This window comes from Herbidospora solisilvae, assembly GCF_009901565.1.
In the GTDB taxonomy this organism is placed as follows: Bacteria; Actinomycetota; Actinomycetes; order Streptosporangiales; family Streptosporangiaceae; genus Herbidospora; species Herbidospora solisilvae.
Map to the genome: position 1 here is coordinate 741,208 of NZ_WXEW01000002.1, position 19,226 is coordinate 760,433.

Genomic DNA, 19,226 nt, shown 5'->3' on the forward strand with positions numbered 1-19,226 from the left:
ATGGCGACCTCATCAGACTCATTGAGTCTTCAACTATCTGCACGGATGAGGAGAGGCATGAAGCGCATCATCTTCGTTGTCGTCGGCGTCATCGGCGCCATGCTCACCGGCATCACTCCCGCGTCCGCGGCGACCTCCCCGGTCGACTGCTCCACGGGCACGTACACGCGGGTCTACACCAGCTACATGCCCACCAACATGGAGCGGGGGGCCGTCGACGGGCGCAGCTACAACATCGGCGCCAACCTGGCGTACGACTACGAGATCTGCCTCGACATCCCCGACAACGAGACGTTCTCGATCGAGGTGCGGATCTACAACAACGGAAGCTGGAGCACGTTCACGGACAACCGGCCCGGCGACAAGATCTTCCGCTACTCGCTCGCCCCCAACAGCTTCTGGCAGGTCTACGGCACGCTGACCGGCCCCGGCAGCACGTACCTCTACTACACCTGGAACGAGAAGCGGCTCTAGCCGCAGTGGGTCCAGCCGCTCTGCCAGGTGGCCTTCGCGAAGCCGCCGCCCCAGACGACGCACTTCTTCTTCGCCAGGAGGCGGATCGGGCCGGCGTAGGCGGTGTAGCGGCCCCAGTCGTTGCCGTGGGCGCCCTTCTGCACGCGCAGGAGGGCGCCCATCTTGATGGTGCCGGGGATGACGTTCTTCGACAGGGTGACCACGCAGTTGAGGCCGGTCGCCTGTTCGTACAGGAGATAGGTGGTGGCCCGGCCGTTCTGCCAGCGGTGCCGGTCGACGATCGTGAACCCGGCCCCGCACAGGCCCTCGGGCGTGTTGGGGTTGGGCTCCCTGGCCTTCGTCGGGCTCGGGCTGGGGGAGGGGGACGGCGACGGGGACGGCGAGGGGCTGGGCGACGGCGAGGGCGTCGGGGTCAGGCTCGGGCGCGGCTTGTCGACCACGTCGGGGCGCTCGGTCGGGGCCTCCGTCGTCGGCGCGGGCGGCTCGGGCTGGGCCGCGACCGGGGAGAGCGACGGGCGGGGGGCGCGCTTGGTCGGGGTGAGCTGCGCGATGACCGGGGCGGCCGTCGGCGCGGCCATCGCGGTGCGCGGCTCGGGCCGGGTCAGGACATAGGCGGCGGCGCCCAGGAGGACCACGGCCGTCGCGGCGGCCAGGACCGTCCGGCCGCGTCTCCCGGGGGCCGCCTTGATCACGCCGTGGTCGCCGCGCAGGTAGGCGATCAGCTGCTCGGGGGTCGGGCGGTCGGCCGGGTTCTTGGCCAGGCAGCGCGCGACCAGGGTGCGCATCGGCTCCTCGACCCCGCCGAGGTCGGGCTCGGAGTGCAGGATGCGGTTCAGCACGACCGGGATCGAGTCGGCGCCGAACGCCGGGCGGCCGGTGGCCGCGAAGACCATGGTGACGCCCCACGCGAACACGTCGGAGGCGGGGCTCGCGGTGGCCTCGCTCAGTAACTCGGGGGCCAGGTAGGCGGGGGTGCCCATGGTGGTGCCGCTCATCGTGGCCTGCGGGGCGTCGAGCGCCTTGGCCACGCCGAAGTCGATCACGACCGGGCCCTCGGGGCCCATCAGCACGTTGGCCGGCTTCAGGTCGCGGTGGGTGATCCCGGCCTGGTGGATGGCCGCCAGGGCGGTCGCGGTCGCGATGCCCAGCCGTTCGAGCGCCGCGCCGCGGCGCGGGCCCTCCCGCTCGACGAGGTCTTTCAGGGACGGGCCCGGGACGTACTCGCTGACGATGTAGGGCTGGTTTCCGGCGAGGTCGGCGTACAGGACCGGAGCGGTGCTGAACCGGGCCACCCGCTGGGCCAGGCTGACCTCGCGCAGGAAGCGGGCGCGGGCCGCCGGATCGGCGCTGAGCCGGGTGTGCAGCAGTTTCACGGCCACGGTCGCGCCGTCGGGGGTCACGCCCCTGTAGACGACGCCCTGGCCACCCTCGCCCAGCCGGCCGACGATCTCGAACGGCCCCAGCCGTGAGGGGTCGCCTTCCACCATGGGGAGCACGCTACCAGTGGGTCAGATGGCCTTGCCCGGGTTAAGGATGTTGTGGGGGTCGAAGACCTGCTTTATCCCGGTCTGGAGGGATGCCACGACGGGCCCGCTCTCCAGCTCCAGCCACCGCTTCTTCAGCAGGCCCACGCCGTGCTCCCCGGTGAGGGTGCCGCCGAGGCGCAGCGCGGCCCGGAAGATCTCGTCGGCCGCCGCCCACACGTGCGGCGGCGGCTCGGGCAGGCCGCGCTCGAAGATGAACACCGGGTGCAGGTTGCCGTCGCCGGCGTGGGCGACGGTGCAGATCCGCACGTCGTGCCGCCGGGCGACGGCCTCGATCTCGGCGATCATGTCGGGCAGCTTCGACCTCGGCACGCAGACGTCCTCGGTCAGGCACTCGCCGAGGCGCTCCTTGGCCTGGTAGGCCATCCGCCGGACCGCGATCAGCTCGTCGGCCTCCTCGGGGGTGGTCGACCGGGCCGCGAACGTGGCGCCGTGCTCCTCGCAGATCGCCGTCATGCGGTCGGCGGACTCCTCGCCGTCGGTGGCGTCCGACTGGGCCAGCAGCATGCCCTGGGTCGAGGGTTCGAGGCCGATGTGCCGCCAGTCGTCGATCGCCACGAGGGTGTTGCGGTCGATGAGCTCCAGCATCGAGGGCCGGCAGCCCGCCGCGATGATCGCGGCCACCGCGGCGGCGGCGTCGCGCAACGAGGTGAACTCGGCCGCCATCGTCACCGGCGGCGTGGCCGGGGCGCGGCGCAGCCGGACCGTGGCCTCGGTGATGATCCCGAGGGTGCCCTCCGAGCCGACGAACAGGCCGGTCAGGTCGTAGCCGGTGACGCCCTTCATGGTGCGGCGGCCGGTGTTGATCACCTGGCCGTCGGCCAGCACGACCTCCAGGCCCAGGGCCGAGTCGCGGGTGACGCCGTATTTCACGCAGCGCAGGCCCCCGGCGTTGGTGGCCAGGTTGCCGCCGATCGTGGAGATCTCGTAGGACGACGGGTCGGGGGCGTACATCAGCCCGTGGGCGCGGGCGGCGCGGTCGAGGTCGGCGGTGATCACGCCGGGCTGGACGACCGCGATCTCGTCGGCGGGGGAGAGTTCCACAATCCGAGTCATGCGGGCCAGTGACAGGACGATTGACCCGTCGCCCGCGACCGCCCCTCCGGCCAGCCCGGTGCCGGCGCCGCGCGGCACCACCGGGACCCCGTTGGCGGTGGCCCATTTCATCGTCGCCACGACGTCGTCGCGCGACTCCGCCAGGACCACCGCACGAACCGCTCCGGCCTGCAGGAACGTGCGGTCACGGGCGTAGGAGGCGGTCACGTCGGGGTCGGTCAGCACCCGTCCGGGAGCCAGCGCTGAGATGAGGTCGTCCACATCCCGAAACAGTACCAACGGGTCTGACATGCACGGTAAGGCGATCAATCGATATCGGTTTCGCAACATCCCCCATTCACTTTACTTTTCCTTTACCGAGTGATCTAACGTCCCGTTGCGGCGGATGTGGCGGTTTCGCCACGACCGCACGGTGGCGCGCACCACCCCCGCGCGCCTCGACAAGCCCGGCTGACTACCGGGTGAGGGAGGAATCACTTGTCAGCCTTTGCAGCATCCCCTCGCAGGGCGCGGCGGTTGGCCGCCATCGTGCCCGCGCTCGGGCTGCTGGCCGCGGGGCTCACCGCGGCCACGGTCCCGGCTTCGGCGGACACCACGGTGGCCCGCTGGACCCCGTCGCTCAGCGACCACTACATCAACTACACGCCCCCGCGCGCGCAGTCGGACACCTCCGACCGCTCGGCCGAGAAGCTGAGCGAGGCGGCCAAGGCGAGCCGGCAGGCCACCCAGGCCATCGCCGAGGAGATCGACCACAAGTACGCCGGCGGCAACCCCGTCGCCGCCCGGACGCTCGCCAACAACGAGCGCCGCGCCATCCGCACCGGGCAGAACCCGTTCGACTTCATCTACAAGAAGGCGGGCACGAAGCGTACGGCCAAACTGCTGACGCTTCTCGTGGAGTTCAACGAGAACGCCAACGACGACTTCTCCGGTTTCGTCCGCCCGGTGTCGACCGCCGACATCAACACGTGCGTCACCGAGCCGGCCGGCACGAAGATGAACGGCCCGCTGCACAACAACATCCCCGACCCGGCCACGGCCGCGGGCGGCGGGAAGGACAACAACTCCTTCTGGGTGCCGAACTTCAGCACCGACCACTTCAACAAGATGCTCTACTCCGACGCCGGGATCACCGAGCGGGTCCGCAAGGACCTCAAGGACCCCCGCGACGGTAAGAAGGGCATCGACATCTCCGGCTTCACCATGAAGAAGATGTACGAGGAGATGTCCAAGGGTGCCTACACCGTCTCGGGCGCGGCGATCGGCTGGCTGAAGGTCCCCCACTCCGAGGCCTGGTACGGCGCCGGCCAGTGCGGCACCTACCCGCAGCAGATGGCCGGCCACCCCGACAACCCGGCGGGCCCGGCCCAGCTCGGCATCGACGCGGTGAACGTGCTCGCGCAGCAGCAGCCGAGCTTCCCGTGGGCCGACTACGACATCGAGGACACCGCCGACGCCGACGGCGACGGCAACGTCCTGGAGCCCGACGGCGTCATCGACCACCTCGTGCTCGTGCACGCCGGTGAGGACAAGTCGGGCGGCGGCGGCGCCGAGGGCACGTACGCCATCTGGGCGCACTCCTCGACCATCCCCGGCGGCTACACCGTCCCCGGCACCAACAAGAAGATCGCCAACTACATCGTGCAGCCGGAGGACTCCGGCGTCGGCGTCTTCGCCCACGAGTACGGCCACGACCTCGGCCTGCCCGACCTGTACGACGCCTCCGGCGCCGGCGACAGCTCGGTGGAGTTCTGGGACCTGATGTCGACCGGCTCCCACTCGGGCCCGATCTTCCAGTCCATGCCGACCCACATGGGCCTCTGGGACAAGTGGGTGCTCGGCTGGGTGGACCCCGAGGTCGTCAACCCCGGTGACAAGAGCAAGCTCGTCACCATCGGCCAGACCTCGCGCACGCCCAAGCTGACCGAGGACGGCCTGCGCATCAACCTGCCGTCCAAGCACGTCGTCATGGCCACGCCCCACTCGGGCGCGAACATGTGGTGGTCGAACAACGACCAGATGTGGGCCGACAGCAAGCTGACCCGGACCGTCCAGGTCCCGGCGACCGGCAGCCCCCGCTTCTGGATGTGGAACGACTACACCATCGAGGAGGAGTGGGACTTCGGCTTCGTCGAGGTCTCGACCGACGGCGGTGCCACCTGGGCCCAGCAGAAGGTCTACTCCGAGGACGGCACGCTCGTCACCACCGACGACGGCTACGCCGACCCGAACGGCCGCATGCACGACTTCGGCAACAAGAAGTACGGCCTGACCGGCGACACCCACGGCTGGCGGCACGACTACGTCGACCTGACGCCGTTCGCGGGCGCCACCATCCAGATCCGCCTGGCGTACAACACCGACGAGGCCGCCATCGAGCGCGGCTGGTTCTCCGACGACTTCGCCGTCACCGCGGGTGGCGCGACCGTCTGGAGCGACGACGTCGAGGGCGGCGCCAACGGCTGGACCGCCACCACCGGCACGTTCACCGACACGACCGGCGCGGGCTGGAACATCCACGGCGGCTCGATCAACTCCGAGCAGTACTACCTGGCCGAGTGGCGCAACTACGACGGCTTCGACCAGGGCCTCAAGTACACCTACGACACCACCTGGCAGCGCGACGGCGCCTGGAAGGTCGAGAAGGTCGCCTACAACGCCCCCGGCCTCCTCGTGTGGCTGCGCGACGCGTCGTACGGCATGAACAACCCGGCCGCCAACCAGTTCAACCTGCCGTCGGTGGGGTCGAAGGGCCAGCTCCTGCTGGTCGACTCGCACTTCGAGCCGCTGCGCCGTTCCGGCGTCGCCGCGACGAAGGACACCAGCGCCCTGAAGAACATCCCGATGCGTCCGCAGGCCTCCAACGCCGCCTTCGGCTTCGGCAAGACGTATCCGTTCAAGGAGTGCCTGGAGCCGGCGGCCGAGCCGTTCGTCGAGTACTGCACCAGCTTCCCGGCGCAGAACCCGGTCAAGGAGTTCACCGACGCCAAGACCTGGTACCCGGGCCTGGAGAACCGTCCCGACGGGCTCTACTTCCGCCTGCGCGACGCCTCGGCGGTCGTGCCGTCGAAGGACAACCAGGCCTACACCGCCCGGATCGTCAACCCCGACGGCAGCCCGGCCACCGACCTGTACGGCGAGAACGTCAACGGGTTCGTGCTCGGCTCCGGCAACCCCGGTGACGAGGGCAAGGAGCTCGGCGTGAAGCTGAAGCTCGTCAGCCCGCTGCCGCTGAACCTCGGTGTCATCGTCCAGGTGACCCCGCCGAAGAAGTAGCCGTTAAGATCGCGTTCGGCTGACCGGTGCCCGGCGGGAGACCGCCGGGCACTACCATGTGCAGGGTGCGGAGCAAGCTCGACCATACGGCGGCCATCCGGGAGCATCGCCGGGCCGCCGTCGTCGTGAACACCAAATCGCGCCGGGGCCGCAAACACTTCGCCGAAGTCGTGCGGCTCATCCGCGAAGCCGGCTTCTCGCCGCTCGGCGTGTTCCCCGTCGACGATCCGCGCCGGTTGCGCGCCCGCCTCGACGAAGCCCTCGGCCTCGGTCCCGACCTGCTCATCGTCGGCGGCGGCGACGGCACCCTGTCCAGCTCGATCAAGCACATCGCCCACCGCGACGTCGCGCTCGGCGTGCTGCCGCTGGGCACCACCAACAACTTCGCCCGCAGCCTCGGCCTGCCGCTGACCCGCGCGGGCGCGGTGCGGGTCTTCACCGAGGGCAAGGTCGCCGACATCGACCTCGGCCTGTGCGGCGACCGCCCGTTCGCCAACCTGGCCAGCTTCGGGGTCTCGGTCGAGGTCGCCGGAACCGTCAAACCGTGGCTGAAGCGGCTGGCCGGCCGGGCCGCCTACCCGCTCACCGCGCTGACGATCCTGCCCGGCCACACGCCCTTCCGGGCCTTCATCACCGTCGAGGGCCGCCGCCACGAGCTGCTCACCCACCAGCTCAACATCGCCAACGGCCGCTTCCACGGCGGCTGGCAGATCGCCAGCGACATCTCCATCGACAACCGCAACCTGGTCGCCTACCAGCTCGGCTCCGGCAAGCGGCTGCGGCTGCTGGGCGAGACGTTCCTGCGGGCCACCACCGGCAAGTGGCGCAGCCTCGCGGGCGGCCCGTTCGTGGTCGGCAAGGAGATGCTCCTCGAAACCGACCCGCCGATGGCCGCCGACATCGACGGTGAGGTGCGGCTGATGACCCCGCTGGTGATCAAGACGATCCCCAACGGGGTGCGCGTCATGGTGCCGCAGGGCTTCGTCGACACCTGAGCCCCCGAAGCGGCCGCGGTCAAGCGTCGCCCGGCGGTTCCTCCGGCCCGGTGAAGCTTCGATAGGCCGGTCGCAGCAGGTCGAGCAGCGGGATGTGCCTGACCTTCACCTTCGGCGGTTCCAGCGCCCGGAGCAGCAGGTCGGGCAGGGTGTCCGGGGTCCGCGGGCCCTTCAACCGGGCGGCCGAGACGTTGAGCGCGTAGAAGTCGGCGAGCCGGTCTTCCAGCGGTTCGTCGGCGGGGGTGCGGAGTTCGTCCAAGAGCTGCTCCCTGGGCTTGCCGCGCCAGGCCAGCACCAGGAACGGGTCGTCGTCGAACGCCTCGGCCAGCAGGTAGAGCACCGCCGAGACGTGTTTGCACGGGTTGCCCCAGTCGGGGCAACCGCAGGTCATCTCCAGTTCGCCCTGCTCGGGGAAGAGCGGGTAACCGGCGCCTGCGAACAGCGCGTCGAGCTCCTTCGGCATCTCACCCGCCAGCAGCCGGGCCCGATGACCGGCCTGCCCCGCGACGACCCGTTCGAGCTCCGCCCACTCCTCCTGGCCGTAGGCCTCGATCTCGATCTCGACCCTGTACGGCTCGGGGCGCGACCCCTGGACCACCGCTTCGACCGACCCGGCCCTGACGGTCATCGAGACCACCTGGCCCTGGCGGGCATAGGCGCGGCCCCGTGCGAGCCGCCCGGGGTCGCAGACCCGTTCGAGGATGTCGACGAACCGCCGCGACCACCACTTCTCGCCGATGGTGCCGCGCCGGCCCCGCGCTCTGATGCCGCCCTCGACCTTGATGGGCGTGCCGGCCTCGAACCAGCCGTCTTTCCCGACGGGACTCATCGGACCACCTCGAATCGTCGGGGCCGGCCTGCTTCGCCGAGGCGCGAGCGGGTCATGCCACCGCCTCCGGCCCCAGCGTGAACAGGTCGCGGAGCTGCTCCGTCGACAGCGACGTGAGCCAGTCTTCGCCGGTGCCGACCACCCGCTCGGCCAGGGCCTGTTTGCGTTCGATCATCTCGTCGACGCGCTCCTCGATGGTGCCCGTGCAAATGAACTTCCTGACCTGCACGTTCTTCGTCTGGCCGATGCGGAAGGCCCGGTCGGTGGCCTGGTTCTCCACCGCCGGGTTCCACCACCGGTCGACGTGGATCACGTGGTTGGCGGCCGTCAGGTTGAGGCCGGTGCCGGCCGCCTTCAGCGACAGCAGGAAGATCATCGGCTCGTCGTCGGTCTGGAAACGGTCGACCAGTTCGTCGCGCCGCCGCTTGGTCAGGCCGCCGTGCAGCCACAACACCGGCCGGTCGAGCCGGGCCTCCAGATGAGGCAGGATCAGTGAGCCGAACTCGGCGTACTGGGTGAAGACCAGGGCCTTCTCGCCCTCGGCCAGGATCTCCTCGCAGAGCTCCTCCAGGCGGGCCAGCTTGCCCGACCGCCCGGCCAGCCGGGAGCCGTCTTTCAGCAGGTGGGCGGGGTGGTTGCAGACCTGCTTGAGCCGGGTCATCGCGGCCAGCACGTTGCCGCGCCGTTCGATGCCCTCGCTGCCCTCGATGCGGCCCATCACGTCGTCGACGACCGCGCGGTAGAGGGTGGCCTGCTCAGGGGTGAGCGTGCACCACACCTTCATCTCCAGCTTGTCGGGCAGGTCGGAGATGATCGTCTTGTCGGTCTTCAGCCGCCGCAACACGAACGGGCCGGTCGCGCGCTTCAGCGCGGCCACGGCGTTCTCGTCGCGGCGCACCTCGATCGGCTCCTGGAAGCGGTCGCGGAACGCGCGGGCCGAACCGAGCAGGCCAGGGTTGCAGAACTCCATGATCGACCAGAGCTCGGCGAGGTGGTTCTCGACCGGGGTGCCGGTGAGGGCGAGCCGGGTCCGGGCCGGGATCGACCTGACCGCCTGCGCCTGCCGGGCCGCGCTGTTCTTGATCGCCTGCGCCTCGTCGCAGACCACCCGCTCCCACTCCCGCGCCGCCAGGTGGCCGACGTCGCGCAGCGCGGTGCCGTAGGTGGTGAGCACGAGGTCGGCGTCGGCCAGCTCGCGGCCGGAGCCGTGGTAGACGTGCACCCGCAGACCGGGGGCGAACCGTGCCGCCTCCTTCTGCCAGTTGCTGAGCAGCGACATCGGGCAGACCAGCAACGTCGGCGCGGGGGTGCGCGTCTCCGAGCCGGATTCACCGCGTCCCGCCTTCCCGGAAGCCGATGCCGAGCGCTCGGCGAGCAGCAGCGACAGGGTCGTGATCGTCTTTCCGAGGCCCATGTCGTCGGCCAGCACCCCGCCCAGCCCCAGGTCCGACAGGAAGCTCAGCCAGGCCAGCCCTCTCTGCTGGTAGGGCCGCAGCGCACCCGTCAGCCCCTCGGGAGCGGGGACCGGCTCCAGCCGCCGGTCGGCCTCGCCCGACAGCAGGTCGCCGAGCAGACCGTCGGCGTCGACCGTCGTGATCGGGAGGTCGTCGTCGCCGCCGAGCACGACCTCGTTGATGACCTCCCGCGCCGTTCTCGTGCCGTCTCTGCGCTGCTCCAGGATCTTCAGCGCGGCCTTGAGCTGCCGGTCGTCGAGCTCGACCCACTGGCCGCGCACCCGGACCAGCGGCACCTTCAGCCGGGCCAGCTCGGCCAGCTCCTCCTCGGTGACGACGTGCTCGCCGACGGCGAGATCGACCCGGAAGTCGACGATCTGGTCGAGCCCGAAGCCCTGGCCGCCGACCGCCTTCGGCCCCTGCCGGCTGCGGGTGGTGAGCTTGAGCCCCAGCTTCGTCTTCCCCGCCCACGCGGGCAGGCGCACCCCGAACCCGGCCGCGCTCAGCAGCGGCGCGGCGTTCTTGAGGAACGCGAACGCGCCCCGGGTGTCGAGCGTGAGCCCTTCGGGCCGGGGGTCGCGGAGCGCCCGGTCGAGCTCCGGATAGAGCCGGACCGCCCGGCCCAGCCCCGCGAGCAGCTCGTTCTCCGCGACGACCCCCGGCAGCCGCGCCCCCCGCCACACCTCGGCGGCCGGCAGGTCGAGGCTCGGGTCGTCGGCCGACTGCAACGAGAAGCCGACCTCCCAGCCGTCGTCGCCGGTCTCGCCCAGCCGGAAGGCCACCCTGACCGGCCCGTCGAAGGCGTGCGCGGCGTCGTGCCAGCGGTCGAGCTCCGCGCGCAGCTCACCGAGGTCGCCGTCGAGGTGGACGTCGTCGCCGATCAGCTTCACCGCCCACTGGTCGGCGACCGGGCTGCGTTTGCCCGGCCGGTGGCCCATGAGGATGCGGTCGGGCAGGGCGGCCCGGACGGCCCGGTCGGCCAGCCGTGTCAGCGCGTCGTGCAGCACCTCGCGGGCGGGCCGCGCGTCGGCCGCCCGGAACACCGGCGGCATCGCGGCGGCCAGTTCCGCGGCCCGGCTCGCGTCGGCGCCCGTCAGCACCGGCCGCCAGCGGGCCTCCCGGCCGACCAGGCCGGGCAGGACCCGGCCTCTTCTCACCAGGTCACGCGCGAACTCGTCGAGGGCGGCGAGGAAGCGTACCGACCCCGAAGGCTCCTCCAGTTCGGGCGGCTCGCCCGGGAAGACCGCGGACAGGGCCCACTCGCGCAGGTGGGTCGCCGTGGTGAACGACGAGTGCACCGGCCCGTCGGCGTCGGACGGCAACCGCAACACGACCTCCTCGGGCCGGCCGTCGACCTCCTCCGGCGGCCCGGCGAACGGATGACGTTCCGACGTCGCGGGGCTTGGCGAACCTTCCGCCCAGAATCCGGCCCGCCCCCCGGCCCAGACCGCGTGCACTGGCATCCCGACAAGCTACCGCCGTTTTTGTCGGAAGCCGTTGCTATGAATTGGGGCCAACACATGATCTTCCCCCACGAGGACGGGTGCCCCCATGGCATTGGTGACGTTCCGCGACGAGACCGCGACCGGCCGCGCGCTGGCCGAGTTCTCCCTGCCCGACCTGCCCGAACGCATCACCGCCCGGGAACTGGTCCGGCTGCGGGTGCGCGAGGAGGTGGCCCGCCACAACGCCGCGCCGTCCCACCACTACCGGGGCCTGGTGAAGCCGACCGACGCCGAGGCCGACCTCAACGGCTACCGCATGCGCACGGCCCGGCGGCTTGACTGGGAGAAGCAGGCCGACGCGGCCGAGGCGGCGTTCCTCCGCAATGGATTCCTGCTGCTGGTCGGCGACCGCCAGATCCTCGACCTCGACGCCGAGATCGACCTGCTCGTCGACCCGGTCGTGTCGTTCGTCAAGCTGGTGCCGCTGGTGGGCGGCTGAGATGGGCGTGCTCGACGGGCTCCCGGCGGAGTCACGCGGCTGGCTCGACGAGCTCGACCCCGGGACGCTGCGGATGTTCGACCGCCTCGACGGCGTCGTCAGCCCGCGTGCCCCCTACGGCTACATCGACAACCCGCGCTTCAAGGAGCTGAGCGGCGGGTGGGGCGAGGCCGAATGGCGCGCGACGGCACTGTGGGCGCAACTGCTCACGCTGACCGACGACGTCTTCGACTGGCCGTTCCTCGTCCAGGTGGCCAGGCGCAGGCTGAACTGGACGCCCCGGGAGCGAGAGCTGCTGTGGCGCACCACGGGCAGCGTCTCGGAGCGCTACGCCGACACCGTCCTGGAGATCCCCGTCTCCGCCGTGCGCCGGGTGCCGGTCGCCGAGCGCGAACCCCTGCTGGCGCTCATGACCCACGCCCGGCGCCAGATGGAGAGGCTTCCCGGGGTCATCGCGTCGCCGGTCGTGCGGCGGCTCGACGACCTCCTCGCCGAGCACCTGGCCGGCGATCCCGGCGCGGCCGTGCGCGCGCTCCTGCCCGCCGACGACGCCTTCGCCGACCTGCTGCACGACGAATACGGCGAGCGGCTGGGCCGGGTCCTCCCGATGGCGCGCCACTGGGCGACCGCGACCGCCGCCAACCCGTCGAGGCGGTGGACGCAGGTCGCCGCCGAACGCCTCACCCCCGAGGCGGCCGAGCTGGTCCGCGAGATCCTGGGCCGCGTACCGGCCTACCGGGAGGGGCTCCGGCACAACGGTTACGTCGAGGTCCTCGTCTACCTGGAGCACCGCACCGCCGACCTGCTGCGCGGGATGATCTGGACCTGCGAGCCGCTCGACGAGCCCTGGGTGACCGGCCTGCTGGGTGACGTCGCCCTCGCCACCGGCATCGGGATGGGCGGCTCCGGTCCGAACGCGCGCAACGAACGGGTCGCCAACGCCGCCCTGGGCGTGCTCGACCGGCGCGGCGGGCTCGACGCGGTGCCATGGCTCGCCCGAGTGCAGGCGAGGGTCCGCAGGAGGAACATCCTGGCCAAGGTCGCCGGGATCCTGGCGTCGATCGCCGCGCGGGAGGGGCTGACCTCCGACCAGCTTCTCGAACGCACCGTGCCCACCTTCGGCCTGGGCTTCGACGGCTCCCGCACCGAAGACGGGCTCACCCTGTCGGTGACCGGCGCGATCACCCACCACGGCCGCACGACCATCCCCAAGAGCGTCGACCGCGGGCTGCTGGCCGAGTTCCGGGCCACCGCCAAGGAGCTCAAGAAGGCGCTGCCCGCCGAGCGGTTCCGCGTCGAGCGGGCCATGGCCACCGAGCGCGTCTGGCACTGGGAAGCGGTCCGGGAGTTCTACCTCGACCACCCGGTCACCGGTTCCCACGCCCGCGCCCTCATCTGGGAGGTCCTCCACGGCCCGGCCGCGCAGCGGGTCCGGCCCGGCATGTTGTCGGTCATCCTCTCGAAGGCGTTCCTGCTGGCCGCCGACACCGAGATCACCGACCCCACCATCACCCGCCAGCTCCGCCCCTGACCGAAATGACGCACATGTTCTCCATGGAACTCTCCCCCCTCGCCAAGCGCCTCTACGACGTGCTCGGCGCAACCGCCCGCGACACGACCACCCTGGCCGGGGCCAACATCCCCGACCTGCGGGTGATGGCGGCCGGGGCGCGTGAACTGGTCGAGAACACGATTCACGACCGGCATCCGAGCCTGGGCACGTGGTCCACCGTGGTCGCGGCCGGGATCGGGGGCATGGACGCCCGGCTGGCGGCCTGGCTCGCCGAGAAACAGGGGGTCATCGCGGTCGCCGAGAACACGGTGGTGTTCGGCTGGGAGGTCGAACGGCGGGCGTTGTTCAGCGAGCTGCTGCGGAGCGTCGCCTGGACGGTGCCCCGCAGGCCGATGCCAATCGACGGGCTCGACTGGCTGGCCGAGCAGCCCGGCTACCTCGGCTTCACCCGCACCGCGCTGGAGTCGGCCGAGGCAAGGGTCGCCCGGCTGCAGGCGGGCGAGATCCCGTACACGACCAGGCTCTTCGACGACGCGGAGGTCGCGGCGCTCGGCCGGGCCGTCCGGCTGGCGCTCCACCGCGACGAGACCTGGTTGCCCGACCTGCTCGACGGTCTTGTACGGGGCATCGCCGTCGCGCCCACCAACGCCAAGACCCTGCCCTCTCAGGCGCTGCTGTACGAGATCGCCCGCGCGACCGAAGACCGGCCGACGCCCGAGGCGATCGCCTCGTTGCGCACCGCCGCCCGGATCACCCGGCACGCCGGGGTACCCAAGGAGCTGGCCAAGAAGTTCAAGCGCATCGAGCCCACGCTCGCCGACCGGCTCGACGTCGCGTTCCGGATGCCCGACGGGCGGCTCCGCGAGACCTTCGGCGAGCACACCGCGGTCATCTCCACCGACGGGGCCGTCGAGTTGTCGTGGTGGCACGGCGACCGGAAGCTCAAGTCGGTGCCCGCGGCGGTCCGGCGCGACCACCCCGACGACGTCAAACGGCTGAAAGACGCGGCCAGGCAGGCCGCACAGCGGCAGCTCACGCTGGCCAGGGCGCTGGAGGCCGGATACACGAGCCCGGCCCCGCCGCCCTACCGCCAGCTGGAGGGCAACCCGGTCGCCGACCGCCTGATCTGGGAGTTCGAGGTCACGCCCGGCGTGTGGGAGGCGCGGCTCGGGCTGACCGTCCCCGACGTGCCGGTGCGGTTGTGGCACCCGGCGCGGGCGTCGGTCGAGGAGGTGCGGGCCTGGCGGGAGGTCGTCCAGGACAAGGAGATCCGCCAGCCGTTCAAGCAGGCGTTCCGCGAGGTCTATCTGCTGACCCCGGCCGAGGAGGCGAGCGGGGTCGGTTCCCGCCGGTTCGAGGGGCACATCGTGCACTACTCACGGATCCGCGCGCTGTTCAAGGACCGTGGCTGGGCCTCCCGCTACATGGGCTTCTGGGACGGCGGACACGACGACGGCCAGGCCCGGCGCGTGCTGGCGGGCGGGCAGTGGCGGGCCACCCTGAGCCACCACCTCTACGAGGAGGGCTACGCCCAGACCTCCGTCGTCACCTTCGACCGGCACATCGGAGACCGGTGGCGGGAGGCGCCGCTCACGGAGGTCCCGCCGCTGGTCTTCAGCGAGGCCATGCGCGACGCCGACCTGTTCGTCGGGGTCAGCTCGATCATGTCCGAGCCGCAGTGGGCCGACCGCGAACCGGGGGAGCTGCGCCACTACTGGGAGAGCTGCTCCTTCGCCGAGTTGTCCTCGTCGGCCGAGGTGCGCCGCGACGCCCTGGCCCGCCTGCTGCCCCGCCTCACCATCGCCGACCGCTGCACCCTGACGGGCCGCTACCTGGTCGTCAGGGGTGACCTGCGGACCTACCGGATCCACCTCAACTCGGCGAACATCCTGATGGAGCCAAACGACGCCTACCTGTGCATCGTCGCCAAGACCACCGCGTCGAGCGGCCTGTTCCTGCCGTTCGAGGAGGACGGCCGCCTGTCGCTGATCCTCAGCAAGGCCTTCCTCCTGGCCGACGACACCGCGATCACCGACCCGACCATCGTGCGCCAGATCAGAGCGGCCTAGAGGAACGACGTGACCAGGTTCACCGCCGACAACAACGCCGCGCCGGCGAGGCTCACGACCAGGACGAGACAGACGACTTTCACCCAGGGCTTCACCCGGCCATGCTGGGGCGCGATGGCAGGTAAATCAAATCACCCGCGCCTCAGCCCAGCAGCAGCCTGACGAGTTCCCCGACGCCCAGGGCGGCGCCGACCGAGACGACGGCCAGCAGAATCGAGTACAGGCAGCCGGTGCCGCCGCTGATCGGCCTGCCGTGAGCGGGCCGCTCACCGGGCCCCTGCCACAGCGGTCTCGGTTCCAGCACCAGGAACAGCAGCGCGCCGATCTCCCCGACGGTGAACAACCAGAACCACGCCCACCGGTTGCCCAGCCTCGGCCGCGACCACAGCATGAGCAGGAACGTGAGGATCCAGGCGGTCGCCAGCCACCACAGGTTCGTGCCGCCGGGGAACCGGAACGGCCATGAGGGCGCGAACGACCCGCCCCGTCGATCGTCGAGCTGCACGATCGAGGGCACGACCGGGTTGCGCGAGGCGTCGGCGTTGAGCCGCTTGATCGTGTACGGCCCCTTGGCATCCCGCAGCCCGTCACTCTGGACCTCGTGCCAGACCAGCGGCGACTCCGACCACGTCAGCAGCCATATCTCGCCGCCGTTGCCCCGCCACGTCACCCGGTCGACCTCACCGGACGAAAGGGCGAACCGGAACTGGTCGAGGGTGCGGATCGACGGCCGGAACGTGGCGCTGACGAGCACGGCCCCACCGAGCAGGACGAGCAGCAGCAGGATGCGCACCGCGAAATGGAACCAGTGCAGGAGACGCCGGGCTGAATCCGATTCCACATTTCGGTTCTACCGCGTCTGTTTCGGCGCGGATGTTCTCATCGCGCCAAGGAATTTCACCATCCGTCCCAGGTCTTGCACGACCACCACGGGCCGGACAGATGCCGGAACGTCTCGCACTCCGTATCGTCGGGCGGTTGAGTTCCGCCCGGAAGCCAGAGGAATCCTCGGGACTGCGCGATGGGCGGATCGGTGACCATGAGCTGGGCCCCGCCGGCGATGGGCTGCGCGTCGCAGACGTTATAGAGGCCGACCATTCGGCAATCGGTCCTGGCGCGGTCGCCGGCGACATCGCGCGCATACGCCTCCAGGCTGCTCTCCGACAACGCGAAACGCGCCTTGTGGGGAAGGTCGAGCGCCATTCCGAGCAGGCAGACCGCGAAGACCACCAGCACCAGCAGCGACGGGACCGGTGAGGATCCGCCACCGGGCTTGGCCAGCACCAGCTTGACGACGAACGTCGGAAGAATCACGCACCAGGCCAGGAAGCCGAAGACCCACGCCTCCGAATAGGGGTGGGGAACGGAGGTCAGGTAGAAAGCCATCAGCGTCACCAGGATCGTGCAGGAAAGAAACATCTTCCCCGGCGGCTCACCCGTTCGCCGTGCGGCGGGCGAAATCGCTTGATCGTCCAGATCGGTCACGCGAGCAGAATGCCGCACATCAAATCGGGCGTCCAGGAAACGCATGTGGAAAGCCCCGCCCCCCTGCGGAATGAGGGGCGGGGCCGTTTGGGGGCCCGCCTCCCCCAGAGGGGTCCGTCTGGGGAAGGCGGGCGGCTCGGGTCAGGCCGGGGTGCAGGTCACCGCCGGCACTCCGTTGGTGCCGTTCCAGCTCGCGTTGAAGCCGAAGCCGGTCGAGGCGTTGGGGGACAGGTTGCCGTTGTAGTTCATGTTCCGGACGGTCACGGCCGAGCCCGACTGGGTGTGCTGGCCGTTCCAGAGCTGGGAGATGCTCTGGCCGTTGGGCCACGTCCAGTTCACGGTCCACCCGGTGATGGCGACGCTGCCGGAGTTCCGCACCGACACCTCCCCGCCGAACGCGCCGCCCCACTGGCTGCTGATCGTGTAGGTCGCCGTGCAGGCCTTACCGGTCGGGGAAGGCGACGGGCTGGGGCTCGGCGAGGGCGAGGGCGACGGCGAAGGTGAAGGCGACGGGCTGGGCGAGGGGGAAGGCGAAGGCGAGGGCGAGGGCGACGGGGACGGGCTGGGGGAGGGCGACGGGTCGTTGCCCGGGGTGTTGCCCCAGATCTTGGTCGTCCCCGCGTACAGCGGGATGTTGGTGACCCGCACCGGGGTCGAGCCCGGCGTCGTCGACACGCCCACGTACGACCAGTCGTTGGCCGCGCTCCACTGCTTCGAGCTGGCCACCCGGAACTGCACCTCGCGCCGGTGCTGGGACTGGCCCGCCGGGGCGATGTTCTGGCCGGTGCAGTTGATCGTCACGTAGTAGACCGCCCCGGAGTGCTGGGTGGGACCGGTCGGCGCGCTGCACTGGTTGTAGTTGGCCGTGATCGTGATGTCGGCCGGGGTGGTGTCGCCGTCGAGGGTGAAGTAGTAGCGGAACGAGCCGTTGGTCAGGTTCCGGGCCGGCCAGCCCGACTGGTTCCGGACCATGACCTTGACCTCGGTGAAGTTGGGTCCGGTCGCGTTCACCGACGCCTCGGTGAAGATCTCCGGTTCCGGGGCCGTCTCGGGCTGCGGGAAGTTGGCCAGCGGGGTGCCGCCGTACTCGCCGTAGAGGCGGGCCAGGGCGCTGGTGAAGCCGGCGTTGTAGTCGGTCGCGACCTCGTTCATCACGTAGTCGTCGCGCTTGTCGGTGTAGGCGTCGTTCGGGTCCGGGGGGCCGCCGACGAGGGCGCCGTACAGGACGTGGCGGGTCTCGACCGGGTTGGTCATCTGGTCGGTCCACGAGCCGTGCGCCGTGCGGTGGTGCGGGTTCTTCGGGGGGTTGGCGCCGAAGCCGATCACGTACGACGAGTTGCGCGGGTTGTCGCCGAGCGCGTAGTCGATCTGGCGCTTCGCGAAGTCGTGGTAGCGGGCCTTGCGCGTCGCGTCGGTGATGGAGTCGCTGTGGACGAGCGCCGCGAAGGAGGTGTTGGCGGCGTACCGGAGCGAGCCCCAGCGGTCGAGGACGGCCTGGCCGCCCGGCGAGTAGGCCACCCGCTGCCCGTTGACGCCGACGGTCCAGTAGTCGAGCCAGCGGTTGGCGTCGTCGAGGTACTGCTGCTTGCCGGTCAGCTTCGCCAGCAGCACGTAGGCGCCGTAGGACTTGTCGTCCCAGGCGATCGTCCACTTGTACGACTTGGTCGTCGACTGCGGCTCGGTGCCCAGGTTGGCGTACGCCGCCTCGGCCTTGGCCAGGTAGGACGCCTCACCGGTGGCCCGGTGCAGCCAGATGGCGCCCCACACGAGCTCGTCGTTGAAGCCGCTCCACGAGCGGTAGTAGCCCGCCGCGTCGGTGATGCAGTCGCTGTAGGCGCGCTTCACGTTCTCGGCGAAGGTGTAGAGCTGGCGCGCGTGGGTCACCAGCGTGTTCGCGTACGTCGGGTCGGTCGGCCGGAACACGATCGAGGAGGCCGCCATCGCCGCGGCCGTCTCCCCGGCCAGGTCGGCGCCGCCGCAGCTCGCGTCGATCTTGTACGACGGCCGGTTCATCTGCATCGCCTCGGCCGGACCCCACCAGGCGTGGTCGAGCCCGCCGTTGCCGACCTGCCCGTAGAGCACGTTGGCCGACGGGTGCGCCTTGATGAAGTAGTCGTTGACGAACCGCAGGTTGTTCATCAGGTGCGTGAGCTGGGTGCCGTACGACGAGCGGTACTCGACCGCCCCCCACGCCAGCATCGTGGTGGCCGCCGCCATCGGCAGGCCGAACTTGACGTGGTCGCCGGCGTCGTACCAGCCGCCGGTCAGGTCGAGCCCGACGTCCGAACCGTCGGTCAGCCCGGACGGGCCGCGCCACGAGACGCGGTTCCAGGAGGGCAGCGGGCCCGACTGCTGGGCCTCGTAGAACAGGATCGACTTCTGCAGCGCCTCGCCGTAGTTGAAGACGGCTGCGGAGGCCTGCTGCGGTTGCAGGGTGACGGCGGCGACCAGTGCCACGGCCGCGATGCGGAGCGTACGGCGCATAGGAGCGTCCTTACGGAGGGGGGTGTCGGGGGCGCGGCAGCGGGTCAGGCGCTGTCGCGCCCCTCGCCATCTGGGGCGTGGGAGCGCTCCCAAGGCGAATTTC

General features: G+C 70.7%; 13 protein-coding genes. 6 read left to right on the forward strand and 7 right to left on the reverse strand.

Translation table 11 applies throughout. From position 1 onward, the window contains the following. Nucleotides 1-57: 57 nt before the first annotated feature. Nucleotides 58-474 carry a hypothetical protein gene (locus GT755_RS09080; RefSeq protein WP_161479228.1) on the forward strand — a complete coding sequence of 139 codons (417 nt, stop codon included), beginning with the start codon at nucleotides 58-60 and terminating at the stop codon, nucleotides 472-474. Here GT755_RS09080 and GT755_RS09085 read toward each other — a convergent pair. Both GT755_RS09085 and GT755_RS09090 read right to left on the reverse strand, forming a co-directional pair. After that, on the reverse strand, nucleotides 471-1,961 hold the full coding sequence (locus GT755_RS09085) for a serine/threonine-protein kinase (RefSeq protein WP_161479229.1): 1,491 nt from the start codon (nucleotides 1,959-1,961) through the stop codon (nucleotides 471-473). The two genes, GT755_RS09080 and GT755_RS09085, sit on opposite strands and share 4 nt — an antisense overlap. A gap of 21 nt (nucleotides 1,962-1,982) precedes the next feature. Beyond that, a complete protein-coding gene (locus GT755_RS09090; RefSeq protein ID WP_328794261.1) occupies nucleotides 1,983-3,335 on the reverse strand; it encodes an FAD-binding oxidoreductase in 1,353 nt (450 codons plus the stop codon). A 255-nt stretch (nucleotides 3,336-3,590) separates the two neighbouring features. Here GT755_RS09090 and GT755_RS09095 point away from each other — a divergent pair, with 255 nt between their 5' ends. Continuing rightward, a complete protein-coding gene (locus GT755_RS09095) occupies nucleotides 3,591-6,350 on the forward strand; it encodes an immune inhibitor A domain-containing protein (RefSeq protein WP_235966206.1) in 2,760 nt (919 codons plus the stop codon). A 56-nt stretch (nucleotides 6,351-6,406) separates the two neighbouring features. Continuing rightward, nucleotides 6,407-7,345, forward strand: a complete 939-nt coding sequence (locus GT755_RS09100) for a diacylglycerol/lipid kinase family protein (RefSeq protein WP_161479232.1) — start codon at nucleotides 6,407-6,409, stop codon at nucleotides 7,343-7,345. Nucleotides 7,346-7,364: 19 nt separating this feature from the next. Here the strand turns inward: GT755_RS09100 and GT755_RS09105 are convergent, their stop codons facing one another. Both GT755_RS09105 and GT755_RS09110 read right to left on the reverse strand, forming a co-directional pair. After that, nucleotides 7,365-8,174, reverse strand: coding sequence for an SWIM zinc finger family protein (locus tag GT755_RS09105; RefSeq protein WP_161479233.1), 810 nt, complete (start codon nucleotides 8,172-8,174; stop codon nucleotides 7,365-7,367). Nucleotides 8,175-8,226: 52 nt separating this feature from the next. Next, entirely contained in the window at nucleotides 8,227-11,091 is a 2,865-nt protein-coding gene (locus GT755_RS09110; RefSeq protein WP_161479234.1) for a DEAD/DEAH box helicase, read from the reverse strand. Nucleotides 11,092-11,179: 88 nt separating this feature from the next. On the opposite strand from GT755_RS09110, the gene GT755_RS09115 reads away from it, so the two are divergent. Genes GT755_RS09115 through GT755_RS09125 form a run of 3 tightly spaced genes read left to right on the forward strand, consistent with a single transcriptional unit; the run spans nucleotide 11,180 to nucleotide 15,154 of the window. Then, nucleotides 11,180-11,572, forward strand: coding sequence for a hypothetical protein (locus GT755_RS09115; RefSeq protein ID WP_161479235.1), 393 nt, complete (start codon nucleotides 11,180-11,182; stop codon nucleotides 11,570-11,572). A 1-nt stretch (nucleotide 11,573) separates the two neighbouring features. After that, nucleotides 11,574-13,103 carry a DUF4132 domain-containing protein gene (locus GT755_RS09120; RefSeq protein ID WP_161479236.1) on the forward strand — a complete coding sequence of 510 codons (1,530 nt, stop codon included), beginning with the start codon at nucleotides 11,574-11,576 and terminating at the stop codon, nucleotides 13,101-13,103. Between the two features lie 23 nt (nucleotides 13,104-13,126). Beyond that, nucleotides 13,127-15,154, forward strand: coding sequence for a DUF4132 domain-containing protein (locus GT755_RS09125; RefSeq protein ID WP_161479237.1), 2,028 nt, complete (start codon nucleotides 13,127-13,129; stop codon nucleotides 15,152-15,154). A 142-nt stretch (nucleotides 15,155-15,296) separates the two neighbouring features. Here GT755_RS09125 and GT755_RS09130 read toward each other — a convergent pair whose 3' ends face one another. From GT755_RS09130 to GT755_RS09140, 3 genes are all read right to left on the reverse strand, one after another. Continuing rightward, nucleotides 15,297-15,995, reverse strand: coding sequence for a hypothetical protein (locus tag GT755_RS09130; protein ID WP_161479238.1), 699 nt, complete (start codon nucleotides 15,993-15,995; stop codon nucleotides 15,297-15,299). 56 nt (nucleotides 15,996-16,051) lie between these two features. Beyond that, entirely contained in the window at nucleotides 16,052-16,639 is a 588-nt protein-coding gene (locus GT755_RS09135; protein WP_161479239.1) for a hypothetical protein, read from the reverse strand. Nucleotides 16,640-16,780: 141 nt separating this feature from the next. After that, nucleotides 16,781-19,123 carry a glycoside hydrolase family 9 protein gene (locus tag GT755_RS09140; RefSeq protein ID WP_161479240.1) on the reverse strand — a complete coding sequence of 781 codons (2,343 nt, stop codon included), beginning with the start codon at nucleotides 19,121-19,123 and terminating at the stop codon, nucleotides 16,781-16,783. Nucleotides 19,124-19,226: the final 103 nt, after the last annotated feature.

Excerpts from the sequence above, each read along its gene's own strand:
- GT755_RS09105 (WP_161479233.1), bottom strand. The coding sequence starts at position 8,174 with ATGAGTCCCGTCGGGAAAGACGGCTGGTTCGAGGCCGGCACGCCCATC.
- GT755_RS09140 (WP_161479240.1), bottom strand. The coding sequence starts at position 19,123 with ATGCGCCGTACGCTCCGCATCGCGGCCGTGGCACTGGTCGCCGCCGTC.
- GT755_RS09085 (WP_161479229.1), bottom strand. The coding sequence starts at position 1,961 with ATGGTGGAAGGCGACCCCTCACGGCTGGGGCCGTTCGAGATCGTCGGC.
- GT755_RS09115 (WP_161479235.1), top strand. The coding sequence starts at position 11,180 with ATGGCATTGGTGACGTTCCGCGACGAGACCGCGACCGGCCGCGCGCTG.
- GT755_RS09125 (WP_161479237.1), top strand. The coding sequence starts at position 13,127 with ATGGAACTCTCCCCCCTCGCCAAGCGCCTCTACGACGTGCTCGGCGCA.
- GT755_RS09110 (WP_161479234.1), bottom strand. The coding sequence starts at position 11,091 with ATGCCAGTGCACGCGGTCTGGGCCGGGGGGCGGGCCGGATTCTGGGCG.
- GT755_RS09100 (WP_161479232.1), top strand. The coding sequence starts at position 6,407 with ATGTGCAGGGTGCGGAGCAAGCTCGACCATACGGCGGCCATCCGGGAG.
- GT755_RS09080 (WP_161479228.1), top strand. The coding sequence starts at position 58 with ATGAAGCGCATCATCTTCGTTGTCGTCGGCGTCATCGGCGCCATGCTC.
- GT755_RS09120 (WP_161479236.1), top strand. The coding sequence starts at position 11,574 with ATGGGCGTGCTCGACGGGCTCCCGGCGGAGTCACGCGGCTGGCTCGAC.